Origin of the sequence: Streptomyces sp. NPDC047971, assembly GCF_040653355.1 — a bacterium.
Taxonomy (GTDB): domain Bacteria; phylum Actinomycetota; class Actinomycetes; order Streptomycetales; family Streptomycetaceae; genus Streptomyces.
The window spans coordinates 74992-90107 of sequence record NZ_JBEZNW010000006.1; the positions used below are offsets into that span (position 1 = coordinate 74992).

Consider the following 15116-nt stretch of genomic DNA (forward strand, 5'->3'; position numbering starts at 1 on the left):
CCGATCGTGGTCCATTACGGGCCGGGGCACAAGGGGGTTCGTTACCGGCTAGTAACGGGTGGATAACCACGCCACGACAGGGCGATGTCGCCCGGCAACACAGGGTGCAGCTCACCGGGGCCGTACATCAGGATGTTGAGGATGAAAGCCGGACAGATCGCCGGGTTCGATTTACTGCAAGTAACAGCGGCCGCGTTTACCAAGTTTTGGTAAAGCGCGGCCGCGAAATGTCACTGTGTCGCCAAATCGGCGCGATTCGGCGTGCCCTGGAGGCGTCTAGAACAGCACCCGCGCGAGGGCCTGACGGGCCGTCGTGACCCGCGGGTCCTCAGGGCCGATGACCTCGAACAGCTCCAGCAGCCGGAGCCGCACCGCGTCCCTGTCCTCACCGGCCGTACGCCGCACCGCGTCCACGAGCCGTCCGAAGGCGTCCTCGACGTGACCGCCCACCAGATCGAGGTCCGCCGCGGCGATCTGCGCCGTGACGTCGGCCGGGTTGTCGGCCGCGCTCTTGCGCACCGCCTGCGGGTCCATGTCCTGCACGCGGGTGAGGAGCTCGGCCTGGGCCAGGCCCAGCTTCGCCTCCGGGTGGCCGGGGTCGTCGGCCAGCACGTTCTTGTACGCCTGCACGGCGCCGGCCAGGTCACCGGCGTCGAGCGCCGACATCGCCGCTTCCAGCAGCGCGTCGTACGGGCCCGCGGGCACCGGGGCCTGGGCGGGCCCGCCGGAGACGTCGGCGTCCGGATCGACGGCGATGCCCGTCAGGCCGAAACGCTCCTCGCCGACCTGGATCAGCTGGTCGAGGGTCTGCCGGATCTGGGCCTCGGGCGCGGCGCCCTGGAAGAGCGGCAGCGCCTGACCGGCGACCACCGCGAAAACGGCCGGAATTCCCTGGATGCCGAACTGCTGCATCAGCATCTGGTTGGCGTCGACGTCGACCTTCGCGAGGAGGAAGCGTCCGTTGTACTCGACGGCCAGCCGCTCCAGGAGCGGGCCGAGCTGCTTGCAGGGCTCGCACCACTCGGCCCAGAAGTCGATGACGACCGGAACCTCGGCCGAGCGCTGGAGGACGTCCCGCTCGAATCCGGCCTCGTCGACATCGATCACCAGGGCAGAAGGGGAGACCGCCGCCACGCCACCCTGCCGGGCGGCCTCGGCACGCGCCTGCTCCGCCTTCGCCTTGGCCTCTCCGGCCGCCTTCACCGCGGCGAGGTCGACGACGCCGCTCATGGACATGTTTCTGGGCTGCATGAGTACATCCTCCCCCTTCCGCGCGCGTGACTGGTACGTCATGGCTGAACCGTGCACCGGAGTGCACGGCTCGCGTTCTGTCGCACCGGGTCCCCACCTGGTGCGTGTGGTGTGTCGCTCGGGCCGGTGACAGCCTTTCGCTACGGGTCGTAGCGTAACTGTCCCGCCCGCTCCATGAACAGATCCGACCGGTGAACTGGCTCACATCACGCGCCTCTGGCGCAATACCTACCGGCGGGTATGGTCGATCCCCATGTGTAGCCGCACCAGTTCCCGAAGCCGTACCGGACGCCCCCGCAGCGTCGCGGCCGATGCCGCGATCCTGGAGGCGACCCGTGCCGCCCTGGTCGAACTGGGCTGGTCCAAGCTGACGATGGGCGATGTCGCCGGCCGTGCCGGGGTCGCCAAGACCACGCTGTACCGGCGCTGGGCGAGCAAGAACGAACTGGTCGTGGACGCCGTCGCCGTCCTCTTCGACGAGCTCGAACTCCCGGACCTCGGCTCCCTCCGGGCCGACATCGAGAACGTGGTGCTGCAGTTCGCCGCGCTGCTCCAGCGGCCGGAGACCAAGACGGCGCTGATGGCGGTGGTGGCGGAGTCGACTCGCGACGAGCCGCTGCGCGAGCGCATCCGCAGCTCCATCGTCGACCGGCAGAAGCGGCTGGTTCTGGAGGGTCGCCAGCGCGCCCAGGAGCGCGGCGAACTCCCCGCCGACCGGGACCCGGTGTCGGTCGACGACACCGACGACCTGATCTTCGACGTGATCGCGGGCGCGGTGGTCCACCGCGCCCTGGTGAGCGCGGAACCGGTGGACGAGGCATGGGTCCAGCGCTTCACCGCCCTCCTGATCGGCGGGCTGAGCGCGGCGGCGGCCCCCCTGGGGTGACGGCCTCCCGGGCGGCGCGGCACGAGCCCGACGAGGGCGCGGGCCACGGCCGAGGCGCGGTCCGAAGCGCGAAGGGGCGGTACGGGAAGTCCCGTACCGCCCCTTTCCCGTACGGCTAGAAGCCCGGGGGCTCCGTGTAGATGCCCCACTCCTCGCGGAGCACGTCGCAGATCTCGCCGAGCGTGGCCTCCGCGCGGACCGCGTCGAGCATCGGGCCGATCATGTTCGAGCCGTCGCGGGCGGCGGCGAGCATCGCGTCCAGCGCGGCGCGGACCCGGGCGTCGTCACGACGACCCTTGCGCTCGCCGAGGACCCGGACCTGCTCCCACTCGACCTCGTGGCTGACCCGGAGGATCTCCAGGTCGCCGGTGACCGAGCCGTGGTGGACGTTGACGCCGACGACGCGCTTGTCGCCCTTCTCCAGGGACTGCTGGTACCGGAAGGCGGATTCGGCGATCTCGCCGGTGAACCAGCCGTCCTCGATCCCGCGCAGGATGCCGGAGGTGATCGGACCGATCGGGTGCTGACCGTCCGGGTGCGCCCGGCGGCCGCGCTCCTTGATCTGGTCGAAGATCTTCTCGGCGTCGGCCTCGATCCGGTCCGTGAGCTGCTCGACGTACCAGGAACCGCCCAGCGGGTCGGCCACGTTGGCCACACCCGTCTCCTCCATCAGCACCTGCTGCGTGCGCAGCGCGATCTCGGCGGCCTGCGCGCTGGGGAGCGCGAGGGTCTCGTCGAGGGCGTTGGTGTGCAGCGAGTTGGTGCCGCCGAGGACGGCGGAGAGCGCCTCGACGGCGGTCCGCACGACGTTGTTGTACGGCTGCTGCGCGGTGAGGGAGACACCGGCGGTCTGGGTGTGGAAGCGGAGCCACTGCGCCTTGTCGGTCTTGGCTCCGTAGACCTCCTTCATCCAGCGCGCCCAGATCCGGCGGGCGGCGCGGAACTTCGCGATCTCCTCGAAGAAGTCGAGGTGCGCGTCGAAGAAGAAGGAGAGACCGGGCGCGAAGACGTCGACGTCCAGGCCGCGGGAGAGGCCGAGCTCCACGTAGCCGAAGCCGTCGGCGAGGGTGTACGCGAGCTCCTGCGCGGCCGTCGCCCCGGCCTCGCGGATGTGGTAGCCGGAGACCGAGAGCGGCTTGTACGCGGGGATGCCCTGCGCGCAGTGCTCCATGAGGTCGCCGATCAGGCGCAGGTGCGGCTCGGGCTGGAAGAGCCACTCCTTCTGGGCGATGTACTCCTTGAAGATGTCGGTCTGGAGCGTGCCGTTGAGCACGGCCGGGTCGACACCCTGGCGTTCGGCGGCGACCAGGTACATGCAGAAGACGGGCACGGCGGGCCCGGAGATGGTCATCGAGGTGGTGACGTCGCCGAGCGGGATGTCCTTGAAGAGGACCTCCATGTCGGCGGCGGAGTCGATGGCGACACCGCAGTGGCCGACCTCGCCGAGCGAGCGCGGGTCGTCGGAGTCGCGGCCCATGAGGGTGGGCATGTCGAAGGCGACCGAGAGCCCGCCGCCGCCGGCGGCCAGGATCATCTTGTACCGCTCGTTGGTCTGCTCGGCGTTGCCGAAGCCGGCGAACTGGCGGATGGTCCAGGTCCGGCCGCGGTAGCCCGTCGGGTGCAGACCGCGGGTGAAGGGGTACTCCCCGGGCCAGCCGATGCGTTCGAAGCCCTCGTAGGTGTCCCCCGGCCGGGGGCCGTAGACGGGCTCGACCGGGTCACCGGAGAGCGTCGTGAAGTCGGCGTCGCGCTTGCGGGCCTTGTCGTAGCGGGCCTGCCAGCGTCGGCGGCCTTCCTCGATCGCGTCAGCGTCCATGCTTCAAATTTACTAGGACGTCCTAGTAAATGTCGATGGGAAACCCCCGCACATCCGTGCGGGGGTGTACCTCAGGCCTTGGCGGGAGCCGGCTGCGCGCCGTTGACCAGCGGAAGCGTCTCGCGGACGACCTTGCGCTCGACGAAGAAGGCGGCGAAGGGGATCGTCCCGGACAGCAGCACCCACAGGAGCTTGCTGAACGGCCACTTCGCCTTGGAGCCCAGGTCGAAGGCGAAGATCAGGTAGATGATGTAGAGGACACCGTGGGTCTGGGAGACCGCGAAGGTCACGTCCTCGCCCATGTCGAACCCGTACTTGAAGACCATGCAGGTGCACAGCACGAGCAGCATGACGGCGGTGATGTACGCCATCACGCGGTAACGGGTCAGCACGCTGGATTTCATGCCGTCGAGCGTAACGGCACGTTCCGGGCGATCTTCGGGCGGGCCCGGCTTCGCGTCAGCCCTCGTCGAAGTCGTGCGCGCTCACCCGCAGCGGCCGCAGCATCGCGAAGATCTCGGCGCACTCCTCGGCGTCGTAGACCCCGAGACCGAAGTCCATCTCCATCAGGTCGCGGGTGGCCGCCTCGACCACCTCGCGGCCCTTCTCGGTGATGGAGGCGAGGGTTCCGCGACCGTCGTTGGGATTGGGCCGCTTGTCGACGAGACCGGACTTCACCAGCCGGTCGACCGTGTTGGTGACCGAGGTCGGGTGGACCATCAGCCGCTCGCCGATCTTGGACATCGGCAGCTCGCCGGCCTTGGAGAAGGTGAGCAGCACGAGGGCCTCGTAGCGCGCGAAGGTCAGCCCGTACGGCTTGACGACGGCGTCGACCTCCGCGAGGAGGATCTGGTGGGCCCGCATGATCGAGGTGATCGCGGCCATCGAGGGGACGGGTCCCCAGCGGTTCTGCCAGAGCTCGTCGGCGCGGGCGATGGGGTCGAACGGGAGACTGAGCGGCTTCGGCACGCGTCGACCTTACCCACTGGTCACATGGTGGTCAGCCCCGTCTCGAACTTCGGTCGCACGGACCTCGGCAACGACCGCCAGGACGCAGACCGTGCCGAGCACTCCGGCGCCGACGACCACGACGTGAACGGGGAGGAACTCGGCGGCGAGCCCGGCTCCGGCCATGCCGACGCCCTGGATGGTCATCATGCCCGCGGTCATCAGGGTCATGGCGCGGCCCCGCTGCTCCTCGGGGACGGCGGCGACGAACCAGGCGTCGAGGCCGAGGGTGTACGCGCTGGAGGCGCCGGCCAGCGCGAGGGCGACGGCGGCGAGGGCGACGCCGGGCTCGACGGCGTACAGGAGGAAGGGCAGCAGCCCCACGGCCACGAGCGGGACGACGATCCGCTCGCGGACCCGGGAGCTGAGGGCGGAGCCGGCGAAGAGCTCGCCCGCGATGGCGCCGACGGGCATCGCGCACATCAGGAGCCCCAGAGCCGCGGTGGAGGCGCCCAACTCGCGGGCGTAGGGGGCGGCGAGGGCCTCGGGGGTGACGACGAAGAGGGGCGGGATCCAGAACAGGAGCATGAGCGCGCGGATCCTGCGGTCGCGCAGGACGCCCCAGGTGCCGCCGAGGCCCTGGCGCTCGGTGCCCGCCTTCGCCCGGGCCGGGCGGTGGGCCGTCCCGAAGCGCAGCAGCAGCGCGGAGAGGAGGAAGGTGACGGCGGTGATCGCGATGGCGCCGCGCGGCGGGACGACCGTCAGCAGCACGCCGCCGACTCCGAACCCGGCGAGCAGGGCGCTCTGCGAGACGATGCGGAGGAGGGAGCGGCCGAGGACGAAGAGGTCGCCCTCGCCGAGGATGTCGGCGAGGGTCGCCATCCGGGTCCCGTTGAAGACGGGCGCGACGGCCGCGACGGCGCACCGCAGCACGAGCAGCCCGGCGACGGGTGTCACGGGCGCGACCATCAGCGCGACGCAGCCGGCGCAGACGAGATCGCAGACGACGAGCACGCGCCGTGCGGGATAGCGGTCGGCGACGCCGGCGAGCAGGGTGCCGCCCAGCAGGTAGGGCAGGAACCCGAGGGCGAAGGTGAGAGAGGAGAGCAGGGGCGAGCCGGTGAGGTCGTAGACGAGGACGGTGAGCGCGATCTCGCTGACGACGAGCCCGAGCAGCGAGAGCAGGTGCGCGACGAACACGGTCCTGAACTCCCGCACGGCGAACACGGCGCGATAGCCGGGCGCGGCACCGGAGCCCCCGCCGGAAGCACCCGCCGCCGACCCGGCGGCACCGGAACCCCCGCCCCGGGTCGCGGCCTCGGACCCGAACGGACCGGGCTCGGCACCGGAATCCCCGCCCCGCGTCGCGGCCTCGGACCCGAACGGACCGGGCTCGGCACCGGAGCCCCCGCCCGAAGCGGCGTCCGCCGTCTCGGCGGAGCCCGGGCCGGCGGACGGCTTGGGCGGCTCCGCGTCGACGTGTGCCGTGGCCGACGGCTCACCCCGGCGGGTGGTCACGGCCGGCAGGGTGTCCGCGGGATCCGGGCTCGCGGGGGCGCTGGTGTTCTCCTTCTGCATGGGGCGAGGCTCTCCCCCGCCACCAGCCCCGGCCTAGACTTTCGGCTCCAGCCGAATCTTCCGTGGGGAGCCATGCCCTATCACCTCCGGTTCGGCGAGGCCGACCCCCTGCGCATCCGCTTCGCACTCTCGCCGCTCTGGGAGACGCAGTCCGCCGTACGCGTGCTCGCCCGGCCCCGGCAGCAGGGGTACCACCTGCCGTGGCTGCGGCGGATCCGCGGCGCGGCCGAGGGGATCGACCTGGGGCCGCTGCATCTGCTGATGCCCCGGCACGGACACAGCCCCGACTTCCTCTATCCGCCGCCCCTCGGCCCCGCCGCCTCCTTCGAGGAGGAGATCGCGGCCGTGCGCGGGACCGATCCCGCCCTCGCCCTGGCCGACTTCGCGCGCTCCCTCGCCGACACCCCCGGCGCCGCGGAGACCGCCGAGGGCCGCCGGATGGTCGCCGATCCCGCGGGCGCCGTGCAGCGGCTCGCCGATCTGCTCCAGGACGCCTGGGACGCGCTGATCGCCCCTGTCTGGCCCCGGCTGCGCGCCCTCCTCGAAGCCGATGTCGCCTACCACTCGCGCCGGCTCGCCGACGGCGGTCTGGAGCGTCTCCTCGGCGAGCTGCACCCCGGCTTCGACTGGGCCGCCGACAGCGCGACGCTGACCGTCGCCTACCGCGGCGAGCACGTGCGTGCCCTGGACGGACAGGGCCTGGTCCTGATGCCGTCCGTCTTCACCTGGCCGGACGTCGTCAGCGGCTTCGACCCGCCCTGGCAACCGACCGTCGTCTACCCGGCGCGCGGGATCGGCGGGCTGTGGACCGAGGCCCGCGACCGGACGCCCGACGCGCTCGCCCGGCTGCTCGGCCGGGCCCGCGCGGACGTGCTGTGCGCCCTGGACGACCCGGCCGGCACGAGCACGCTCGCCCACCGCCTCGGTCTGGCCCCCTCCTCCGTGTCGGCGCACCTGTCCGTCCTGAGGGAGGCCGGCCTGCTGACCTCCCGTCGCTACGGCCACCAGGTCCTCTACGAACGCACCCCCCTCGGCATCGCCCTGGCCGCCTCCGCCGGACCGCACGACTGAGCCCCCGGACCCTGGCGGGTTCGGGGGCTCGACACGGGGTGGGGGCTCAGCCCTCCAGGTGGCGTTCCACGGTGGCGACCTTCGAGGTCAGTCCGTCGGTCACGCCCGGCCGGATGTCGGCCTTCAGGACCAGCGAGACGCGCGGTGCCCGCGCCTCCACCGCGGCGACGGCGCGCTTGACCACGTCCATCACCTCGTCCCAGTCGCCTTCGATCGAGGTGAACATCGCGTCGGTACGGTTCGGCAGGCCCGACTCCCGTACGACCCGGACGGCGTCGGCGACGTACTCGCCGACCTCCTCGCCGACTCCGAGCGGCGTGACGGAGAAGGCGACGATCACGCGTTCACCGTGCCCTCGCGGCGGGCGCGGGAGGCGATCACCGCGTTCTCGGCCTCGCGCTTGAGCTTGCGCTCGGCGAAGAAGCCGCCGAAGGGCAGCACGGAGAGGACGAAGTAGAGCGCCGCCGTCATGAAGTTCCACTTCGTGCGGTTCCAGGCGTCGAGCCAGAAGAGCACGTAGAGGATGAAGAGGATTCCGTGGATCGCGCCCATGACGGGCACCGCGTTGAACTCCGTCGTCCGCTTCAGCACGGAACAGACCAGCAGAAGGAGGAACGAGACGGCCTCCGGAGCGGAGACGAGCCGGAGGCGCTGGAGGGAGGAGGCGGTCTTGATGTCCACGGGGGTCACCTTCGGGGTGGGAGGGGCCGGTGATCTTGTGAATGGATGCACAAGCGTCGCCTCATTGTGGCACCCGACTTTACTGTCCCTTTGTCCGGGGGCCCCGTAACCTCCCTCCGTGGCAACGTTTCGACTCCAAGGCAGCAAAGTGCTGGCCGTCGACATGACCGGTGACGCCGTCAAGGCGAAGAACGGCTCGATGGTCGCGTACGACGGCCAGATGGCCTTCAAAAAGATGTCCGGCGGCGGCGAGGGCCTGCGCGGCATGGTCACCCGTCGGCTCACCGGCGAGCAGATGGAGGTGATGGAGGTGAAGGGCCAGGGAACCTGCTGGTTCGCGGACCGCGCCTCCGAGATCAACCTCGTCTCCCTGCACGGCGACAAGCTCTTCGTCGAGGCGAGCAATCTGCTCTGCACCGACGCGGGACTGCGCACCGGCACGAGCTTCACCGGGCTGCGCGGCGGAGCGACCGGCAACGGTCTCTTCACGACGACGATCGAGGGCACCGGCCAGGCGGCGATCATGTCGGACGGCCCGGCGGTGGTGCTGCGCGTGACACCGCAGTACCCGCTCTCCGTGGACCCCGGCGCGTACGTCGCCCACCAGGGAAACCTCCAGCAGAGCTTCCAGTCCGGTGTGACCTTCCGCACCTTCCTGGGCGAGGGCGGCGGTGAGGCGTTCCAGATCCGCTTCGAGGGCGACGGACTCGTCTACGTACAGCCGAGCGAGCGCAACACGGTGGGGGGTGACGTCTGATGCCGTTCCGTGAGATCAACTCGAAGATGGTCGAGGCCCAGGTGGTGCCGGGGCAGCGCATGTTCAGCCAGCGTGGCGCGATGCTCGCGTACCGCGGCGACGTCACTTTCACGCCGAACATCGCCGGTGGCCAGGGCGGCGTGATGTCGATGATCGGTCGCCGGGTGGCGGGCGAGGCGACCCCGCTGATGACCGTCGAGGGCAGCGGCACGGTCATGTTCGGGCACGGCGGTCACCACATCGAGGTGATCCGGCTGACCGGCGAGACCCTCTTCGTCGAGGCCGACCGGCTCCTCGCCTTCGACGGCACCCTGGAGCAGGGCACGATGTTCATGGGCTCCCAGGGCGGCGTCATGGGCATGGTGCGCGGCCAGGTGACCGGCCAGGGGCTCTTCACGACGACGCTGAAGGGCCACGGCTCGGTCGCGGTCATGGCGCACGGCGGTGTGATCGAGCTGCCGATCACCCCCGGACGGGCGGTCCATGTGGACCCGCAGGCGTACGTCGCCCACCAGGGTGACGTACGCAACAAGCTCTCCACCGCGCTGGGCTGGCGCGACATGGTGGGGCGCGGCTCGGGCGAGGCGTTCCAGCTGGAGCTGAGCGGCAGCGGTGCGGTGTACGTGCAGGCGTCGGAGGAGAAGCTGTGACCGGTCCGGTGGTCCTTGACCCGCACTCGCTGCCGAGCGACGACAACGTCAATCCGTACACCTTCTGCGTGGAGCTCAAGGGCTCCCAGTGGTTCCTGCAGAAGGGCAAGATGATCGCCTACTACGGGCGGATCGAGTTCAACGGCATCGGCCACGGTCGGCTGGACCGGCTGGTCCGTACGTCGTTCCACTCGCCGCTGCACGCGAGCGACTGGGTGGTGGCGGAGGGCAGCGGCAAGATGCTGCTGGCCGACCGGGCCTTCGACGTGAACTCGTTCGACCTGGACGACGGCAACCTGACGATCCGTTCGGGCAACCTCCTCGCCTACCAGCCGACGCTGGCGCTGAAGCAGTCGATCGTGCCGGGGTTCGTGACCCTGATCGGCACGGGCAAGTTCGTGGCCGCGTCGAACGGGCCGGTGGTCTTCATGGAGCCGCCGATGCGGGTGGATCCGCAGGCGCTGGTGGGCTGGGCGGACTGCCCTTCCCCGTGCCACCACTACGACCACGGCTACCTGACCGGTGTGATGGGCGGCGTACGGGCGCTGACGGGGATCGGCGGCACCTCGGGCGAGGAGCACCAGTTCGAGTTCGTGGGGGCGGGTACGGTACTGCTCCAGTCGACAGAGCTGCTGATGGCCGAACGGGCGATCGGTGAGACGCCGGCGCAGGCGGGGGTGCCGGGCGGTCATGGACCGTTCGGTTCCGGCCACGGCCAGGGCGGATCCGTACCGCGCCTTCCCGGTCAGCTCGGAGACCTCCAGCGTCGCTTCGGGCTGTAGCCGGTAGTCTGCGGAGTGTGACGCCATCGAACGGCGTCGAGCGCCGTTCGATTCCCCGCACCCGCCCGTCGGGACCCCGGGTGCCCGGCGTCACACTCCCGCATTTCGTCCAGCATTCAACTTCTTAGGTAGAATCCATACATGGAGACCGAGACGGCCACCCCCTGGCTCAACGACGCCGAGCAGTGTGCATGGCGCACGTATCTGGACGTCAACAGGATGCTGACGTACCAGCTGGAGAAGGATCTCCAGCCGTTCGGCCTGACCATCAACGACTACGAGATCCTGGTGAACCTCTCGGAGTCGGCGGAGCGCCGACTGCGCATGAGCGACCTCGCCACGGCGACGCTCCAGTCCAAGAGCCGGCTCTCGCACCAGATCACCCGCATGGAGAACGCGGGGCTCGTGCGCCGTGAGAACTGCGAGTCGGACCGCCGCGGGCTGTACGCGGTGCTCACCGACCACGGCATGGAGACGATGCGGAAGGTCGCACCGCACCACGTCGAGTCCGTGCGCAAGCACTTCATCGACCAGCTCAGCTCCGAGGCGCTCGGCGACCTCCACGAGTCGCTGAAGCCCGTCGCGGAACAGCTGCGCGGCCGCCGGGGCAAGCCCTAGCGGTCCTCGGGGCGGGGCAGGCCCCGGCGGCCGCCCTCCGGGAGCGGCAGGCGGAGTTCGAAGAGGGCCCCGCCCGCCGGCGCCTCGCCGACGGTGAGGGTGCCCCCGTGCCGTACCGCGACGTCCCTGGCGATGGCCAGGCCGAGCCCCGCGCCGCCCTCGTCGCGGCTGCGCGCGTCGTCGAGCCGCACGAACCGCTCGAAGATCCGCTCGCGGTCCGCCTCCGGCACCCCCGGCCCGTCGTCGGCCACCGCGAGCACGGCCCGGTCCCCCTCCTTCCGGACGGTGACCGTCACCTCCGCACGGGCGTGGCGCCCCGCGTTGCCGAGGAGATTGGCGAGCACACGCCCCAGCTGCCCCCGGGAGCCGGTCACCTCGACCGGCTCCGCCGCCGCCACCGTCACGCCCGGGCGCCCGGCCGCCTGCTCCCGCGCCAGCGCCGCGAGGTCGACCGGCGCGCCCGAGGGCCGCTCCCCCGCGTCGAGCCGGGCGAGCAGCAGCAGGTCGGCGGCGAGCCGCTGCAGCCGTACGGTGTCCTCGACCGCGCCCGGGACGTCCAGGAGATCCGGATGCGCGGCGCCCACCTCCAGCTGGGTGCGCAGCGAGGCGATGGGGCTGCGCAGCTCGTGCGAGGCGTCGGCGACGAACCGCCGCTGCCGCTCCACGGACGACTCCAGGGCCGTCAGCGTCTCGTTGGTGGTGCGCGCGAGGCGGGCCACCTCGTCGCCGGTGTCCGGCTCCGGCACCCGGCGGCTCAGATCCTGCGAGGCGGTGATGGCGGCCATCTCGCGGCGGATGTCCTCGACCGGGCGCAGGGCCCGGTGGGTCACCATCCAGGTCACACCCCCCACCACGAGCAGCAGCACCGGCAGGCCGATCAGCATGGCGGTGGCCGCGGTGCCCACCGCGTCCCGCTGCGCCCCGAGCGACGCGCCCGCGTACACCCAGACCGTCTCGTCCCGCCGGTCGGTGACCTCCACCCGGCTGAACCGGTAGTCCCCGCTCTCCCCGTCGACGGTGGCCGTGCCCTGCCCGTGCCAGGTGAGCTCCCCGACCTCACCCGGGGCGGGATCGTCCGCGTCGTCGTCATCGTCCCGCCCGGTCCCCGGGCTCTCGCCCGGGACGACGTCGGGCACACCGGTCCCGCTGATCGCCGTGAGCCCCTCGCTGACCGCCAGGACCCGGCCGTCGCGGTCGACGACCTGCACCGGGCTGTCCTCGCCGTCCGGCAGGTCCAGCGACGGGTACGGGGTGCCCGCGGCGATCCGCGCGGCGACCTCGCGGGCGACACCGTCCGCCTCGGCGTCCGCCCGGCTCGTGAGATCGCCGCGGAGCGACAACAGGACGGCCACACCCGCGGCGACGAGAGCGAGGGCCACCACCACCGTCGCGCCGAGGGTGGCCCTCGCCCGGACCGAGGAGAACCGTCGGCGGCCGCTCACCGCGCCTCCAGGCGGTACCCGGCGCCGCGCACCGTCCGGATCAGGGACGCGCCCAGCTTGCGGCGCAGCGTGCTGACGTACACCTCGACGATGTTCGGGTCGCCCTCGTAGGCGAAGTCCCAGACGTGCTCCAGGATCTCGGCCTTCGACACCACCTCGCCGGAACGCACGGCGAGCTGCTCCAGGACCGCGAACTCCTTGGCGGTGAGCACGACCTCCTCCTCGCCTCGGTGCACGCGCCGGGCCGCGGTGTCCACGCGCAGCTCTCCGAGATCGAGGACCGGGGAGGGACCCGCGCCGCGCCGCCGCAGCAGGGCCCGGATCCTGGCCACCAGGACGACGTAGGAGAACGGCTTGGTGAGGTAGTCGTCGGCACCCGTGTCGAGGCCCTCGGCCTCGTCGTACTCGCCGTCCTTCGCGGTCAGCATGAGGATCGGCACCTCGTCGCCGGCGGCGCGCAGCGCGGCGCAGACCCGGTAGCCGTTCATCCCGGGCAGCATCACGTCGAGCACGATCAGGTCGTACGGTGCCCCGCTCGCCCGGTGCAGCCCCTCCAGGCCGTCGTGGACGACGTCGACGGCGTACCCCTCCGCGGTCAGACCCTTGGCCAGGGAGACGGCGAGCCGCCGCTCGTCCTCCACGATCAAGAGGCGGGAGGGCCGGGCCGGGGCGTCTCGACCGGAGTGGTGGGCGACGGGTGGGCGCATGAGGACAGGTTCGCAAACCGAAGCTGAAGCCGCCTTCAGGTGACTTCAGCTCGCGTTCAGGTCGGTCTCCGCACAGTGGGGTGCGTCGAAGCGAACCACGCCGGGTTGGAGGACCCCATGAAGCGCAACATCGTCATCGCCACCGTCGCGGCGGCCACCGTGGTCTGCGGCGGAACCGCGGTCGCCTTCGCCGACGACGGGGGACGGGACGACAGGACGGCCGTACGGGACGCGAAGGTGACCGCCGCCCAGGCGATCGGCGCCGCGCTCACGGCGCAGCCGGGAACGGCCGTCTCGGCCGACCTGGACGACGACGGCCGCGGCTGGGAGGTGGACGTCCTGGGCGCCGGTACGACCTCGTACACGGTCCACGTGGACGCCGGCACCGGCGAGATCCTCGGCAAGGAGACCGACCGGGACGACGACGGGGACGACGCCGACGACCGCCGCGCCCTGCGGGGCGCCACCGTCGACGCCCGGGAGGCGGCCGAGGCGGCCGCCGCGAAGGGGGCCGTGACCTCGGTGGGCCTCGACGAGGACGACCGCGGCGCGGCCGCCTGGGACGTGGACACCGTGAACGGCGACTGGGAGGTCGGTCTGAAGACGGCCGAGGTCAGGGCGGACGACGACCGGGACGACGCGGACGACCGCGCGGACGACCACGCCGACGACCGGGACGACACGGCCGACCACGCGGCCGGGGACGCGGACGACCCCGCCGACGACTGAGGGGACGGGCCGCCGCCGTCGGCGGCCCCGTCCTCGCACCGCGCGAAGGCGCCGTCGGCCGGGCAGAAGCCCCGCCGACGGCGCCTTCGTCGTCTTCGCCGCCGGTCGCCGGGCGACCCGGCGGACGTCGCCGGGCCCAGGGGCCGACGGGCGGCCGGCGGCCCGACACCCGGCTGCCTCGGGCCGTCAGCCGCGAGACACCGGGTGGCCCGGCCGCACGCGCGGCCGGCGCGCGGCCGGTCAGCCCTCGGTCAGCCCCGCCACCAGCTCGTCCGCCGCGCGGTACGGGTCCAGCTCGCCCGCCACGATCCGCTCCGCCAGCGCGTCCAGCCGGCGGTCGCCGTGCAGATCGCCGATGCGCTCGCGCAGCGCCGTGACCGCGATCGTCTCGACCTCGCGCGCCGAGCGCGCGCGGCGGCGCTCGGCCAGCACCCCGTGCTCCTCCATCCAGGCGCGGTGCTTCTCCAGCGCCTCGACGACCTCGTCGATGCCCTCGGCGCGCGCCGCGACCGTCTTCACGATCGGCGGCCGCCAGTCGCCGGGGCCGCGCGCCTCGCCCAGGCCCAGCATGTGGTTCAGCTCGCGGGCCGTCGCGTCCGCGCCGTCCCGGTCCGCCTTGTTGACCACGTACACGTCGCCGATCTCCAGGATGCCCGCCTTCGCGGCCTGGATCCCGTCGCCCATGCCCGGCGCGAGGAGCACCACCGAGGTGTCGGCCTGGGAGGCGATCTCGACCTCGGACTGCCCGACGCCGACGGTCTCCACGAGGATCACGTCGCAGCCGGCCGCGTCCAGGACGCGGATCGCCTGCGGGGCCGACCAGGCGAGCCCGCCCAGGTGGCCGCGGGTGGCCATCGAGCGGATGTAGACGCCCGGGTCGGAGGCGTGCTCCGACATCCGGACCCGGTCGCCGAGCAGCGCTCCCCCGCTGAAGGGGGACGAGGGGTCGACGGCCAGGACGCCGACCCGCTTGCCCGCTCGCCGGTACGCCGTCACCAGCGCGGACGTCGACGTGGACTTCCCCACGCCGGGCGAGCCCGTCAGGCCCACCACGTACGCGCCGCCGGTGAGCGGCGCCAGCGTCTCCATCACCTCACGCAGCTGCGGGGACGCCCCCTCCACGAGCGAGATCAGCCGGGCCACGGCGCGCGGCCGGCCCTCCCGTGCCTGGGCGACCAGTTCGGGGACGTCCACCATGTT

At 72.0% G+C, this 15116-nt stretch carries 17 protein-coding genes; 7 read left to right on the forward strand and 10 right to left on the reverse strand.

Going from position 1 to position 15116, the window contains the following annotated elements; genetic code table 11:
• Positions 1–276: 276 nt before the first annotated feature.
• Positions 277–1251: a tetratricopeptide repeat protein gene (locus tag AB0D99_RS08385; RefSeq protein WP_362358226.1), complete on the reverse strand. Its 975-nt coding sequence runs from the start codon at positions 1249–1251 to the stop codon at positions 277–279.
• Between the two features lie 253 nt (positions 1252–1504).
• On the opposite strand from AB0D99_RS08385, the gene AB0D99_RS08390 reads away from it, so the two are divergent.
• Positions 1505–2137: a TetR/AcrR family transcriptional regulator gene (locus tag AB0D99_RS08390; protein ID WP_362358227.1), complete on the forward strand. Its 633-nt coding sequence runs from the start codon at positions 1505–1507 to the stop codon at positions 2135–2137.
• 115 nt (positions 2138–2252) lie between these two features.
• Here AB0D99_RS08390 and AB0D99_RS08395 read toward each other — a convergent pair whose 3' ends face one another.
• The 4 genes from AB0D99_RS08395 to AB0D99_RS08410 form a co-directional block, all read right to left on the reverse strand.
• On the reverse strand, positions 2253–3953 hold the full coding sequence (locus AB0D99_RS08395; protein ID WP_362358228.1) for a methylmalonyl-CoA mutase family protein: 1701 nt from the start codon (positions 3951–3953) through the stop codon (positions 2253–2255).
• A gap of 71 nt (positions 3954–4024) precedes the next feature.
• Positions 4025–4357: a DUF3817 domain-containing protein gene (locus AB0D99_RS08400; protein ID WP_362358229.1), complete on the reverse strand. Its 333-nt coding sequence runs from the start codon at positions 4355–4357 to the stop codon at positions 4025–4027.
• A gap of 55 nt (positions 4358–4412) precedes the next feature.
• Positions 4413–4922, reverse strand: coding sequence for a MarR family transcriptional regulator (locus AB0D99_RS08405; protein ID WP_362358230.1), 510 nt, complete (start codon positions 4920–4922; stop codon positions 4413–4415).
• A 9-nt stretch (positions 4923–4931) separates the two neighbouring features.
• On the reverse strand, positions 4932–6479 hold the full coding sequence (locus tag AB0D99_RS08410) for an MFS transporter (protein ID WP_362358231.1): 1548 nt from the start codon (positions 6477–6479) through the stop codon (positions 4932–4934).
• Between the two features lie 72 nt (positions 6480–6551).
• On the opposite strand from AB0D99_RS08410, the gene AB0D99_RS08415 reads away from it, so the two are divergent.
• Positions 6552–7550, forward strand: coding sequence for a DUF5937 family protein (locus AB0D99_RS08415; RefSeq protein ID WP_362358232.1), 999 nt, complete (start codon positions 6552–6554; stop codon positions 7548–7550).
• A gap of 46 nt (positions 7551–7596) precedes the next feature.
• Here AB0D99_RS08415 and AB0D99_RS08420 read toward each other — a convergent pair whose 3' ends face one another.
• Both AB0D99_RS08420 and AB0D99_RS08425 read right to left on the reverse strand, forming a co-directional pair.
• Positions 7597–7890, reverse strand: a complete 294-nt coding sequence (locus AB0D99_RS08420) for an MTH1187 family thiamine-binding protein (RefSeq protein WP_362358233.1) — start codon at positions 7888–7890, stop codon at positions 7597–7599.
• Entirely contained in the window at positions 7887–8231 is a 345-nt protein-coding gene (locus tag AB0D99_RS08425) for a DUF3817 domain-containing protein (RefSeq protein WP_362358234.1), read from the reverse strand. The genes AB0D99_RS08420 and AB0D99_RS08425 overlap by 4 nt, the downstream gene beginning before the upstream one ends.
• A 118-nt stretch (positions 8232–8349) precedes the next feature.
• Here AB0D99_RS08425 and AB0D99_RS08430 point away from each other — a divergent pair, with 118 nt between their 5' ends.
• The 4 genes from AB0D99_RS08430 (at position 8350) to AB0D99_RS08445 (ending at position 11038) form a co-directional block, all read left to right on the forward strand.
• Positions 8350–8988 (forward strand): AIM24 family protein, encoded by a 639-nt coding sequence (locus AB0D99_RS08430; protein ID WP_362358235.1) that lies wholly within the window; start codon positions 8350–8352, stop codon positions 8986–8988.
• Positions 8988–9638: an AIM24 family protein gene (locus AB0D99_RS08435; protein ID WP_362358236.1), complete on the forward strand. Its 651-nt coding sequence runs from the start codon at positions 8988–8990 to the stop codon at positions 9636–9638. Before AB0D99_RS08430 ends, AB0D99_RS08435 begins: the two co-directional genes overlap by 1 nt.
• A complete protein-coding gene (locus AB0D99_RS08440) occupies positions 9635–10420 on the forward strand; it encodes an AIM24 family protein (RefSeq protein WP_362358237.1) in 786 nt (261 codons plus the stop codon). The genes AB0D99_RS08435 and AB0D99_RS08440 overlap by 4 nt, the downstream gene beginning before the upstream one ends.
• 141 nt (positions 10421–10561) lie before the next feature.
• A complete protein-coding gene (locus AB0D99_RS08445; protein WP_362358238.1) occupies positions 10562–11038 on the forward strand; it encodes a MarR family transcriptional regulator in 477 nt (158 codons plus the stop codon).
• On the opposite strand, the gene AB0D99_RS08450 is transcribed toward AB0D99_RS08445, so the two are convergent.
• On the reverse strand, positions 11035–12480 hold the full coding sequence (locus AB0D99_RS08450) for a HAMP domain-containing sensor histidine kinase (protein WP_362358239.1): 1446 nt from the start codon (positions 12478–12480) through the stop codon (positions 11035–11037). The genes AB0D99_RS08445 and AB0D99_RS08450 overlap by 4 nt on opposite strands.
• On the reverse strand, positions 12477–13187 hold the full coding sequence (locus AB0D99_RS08455) for a response regulator transcription factor (protein WP_362358240.1): 711 nt from the start codon (positions 13185–13187) through the stop codon (positions 12477–12479). Before AB0D99_RS08455 ends, AB0D99_RS08450 begins: the two co-directional genes overlap by 4 nt.
• 117 nt (positions 13188–13304) lie before the next feature.
• Between AB0D99_RS08455 and AB0D99_RS08460 the strand changes: the two genes are divergently transcribed.
• Entirely contained in the window at positions 13305–13916 is a 612-nt protein-coding gene (locus AB0D99_RS08460; RefSeq protein ID WP_362358241.1) for a PepSY domain-containing protein, read from the forward strand.
• A 240-nt stretch (positions 13917–14156) separates the two neighbouring features.
• Here the strand turns inward: AB0D99_RS08460 and meaB are convergent, their stop codons facing one another.
• The gene (meaB, locus tag AB0D99_RS08465) at positions 14157–15113 is read right to left on the reverse strand and encodes a methylmalonyl Co-A mutase-associated GTPase MeaB (protein WP_362358242.1); all 957 of its coding nucleotides are present in this window, start codon (positions 15111–15113) and stop codon (positions 14157–14159) included.
• Positions 15114–15116 lie beyond the last annotated feature (3 nt).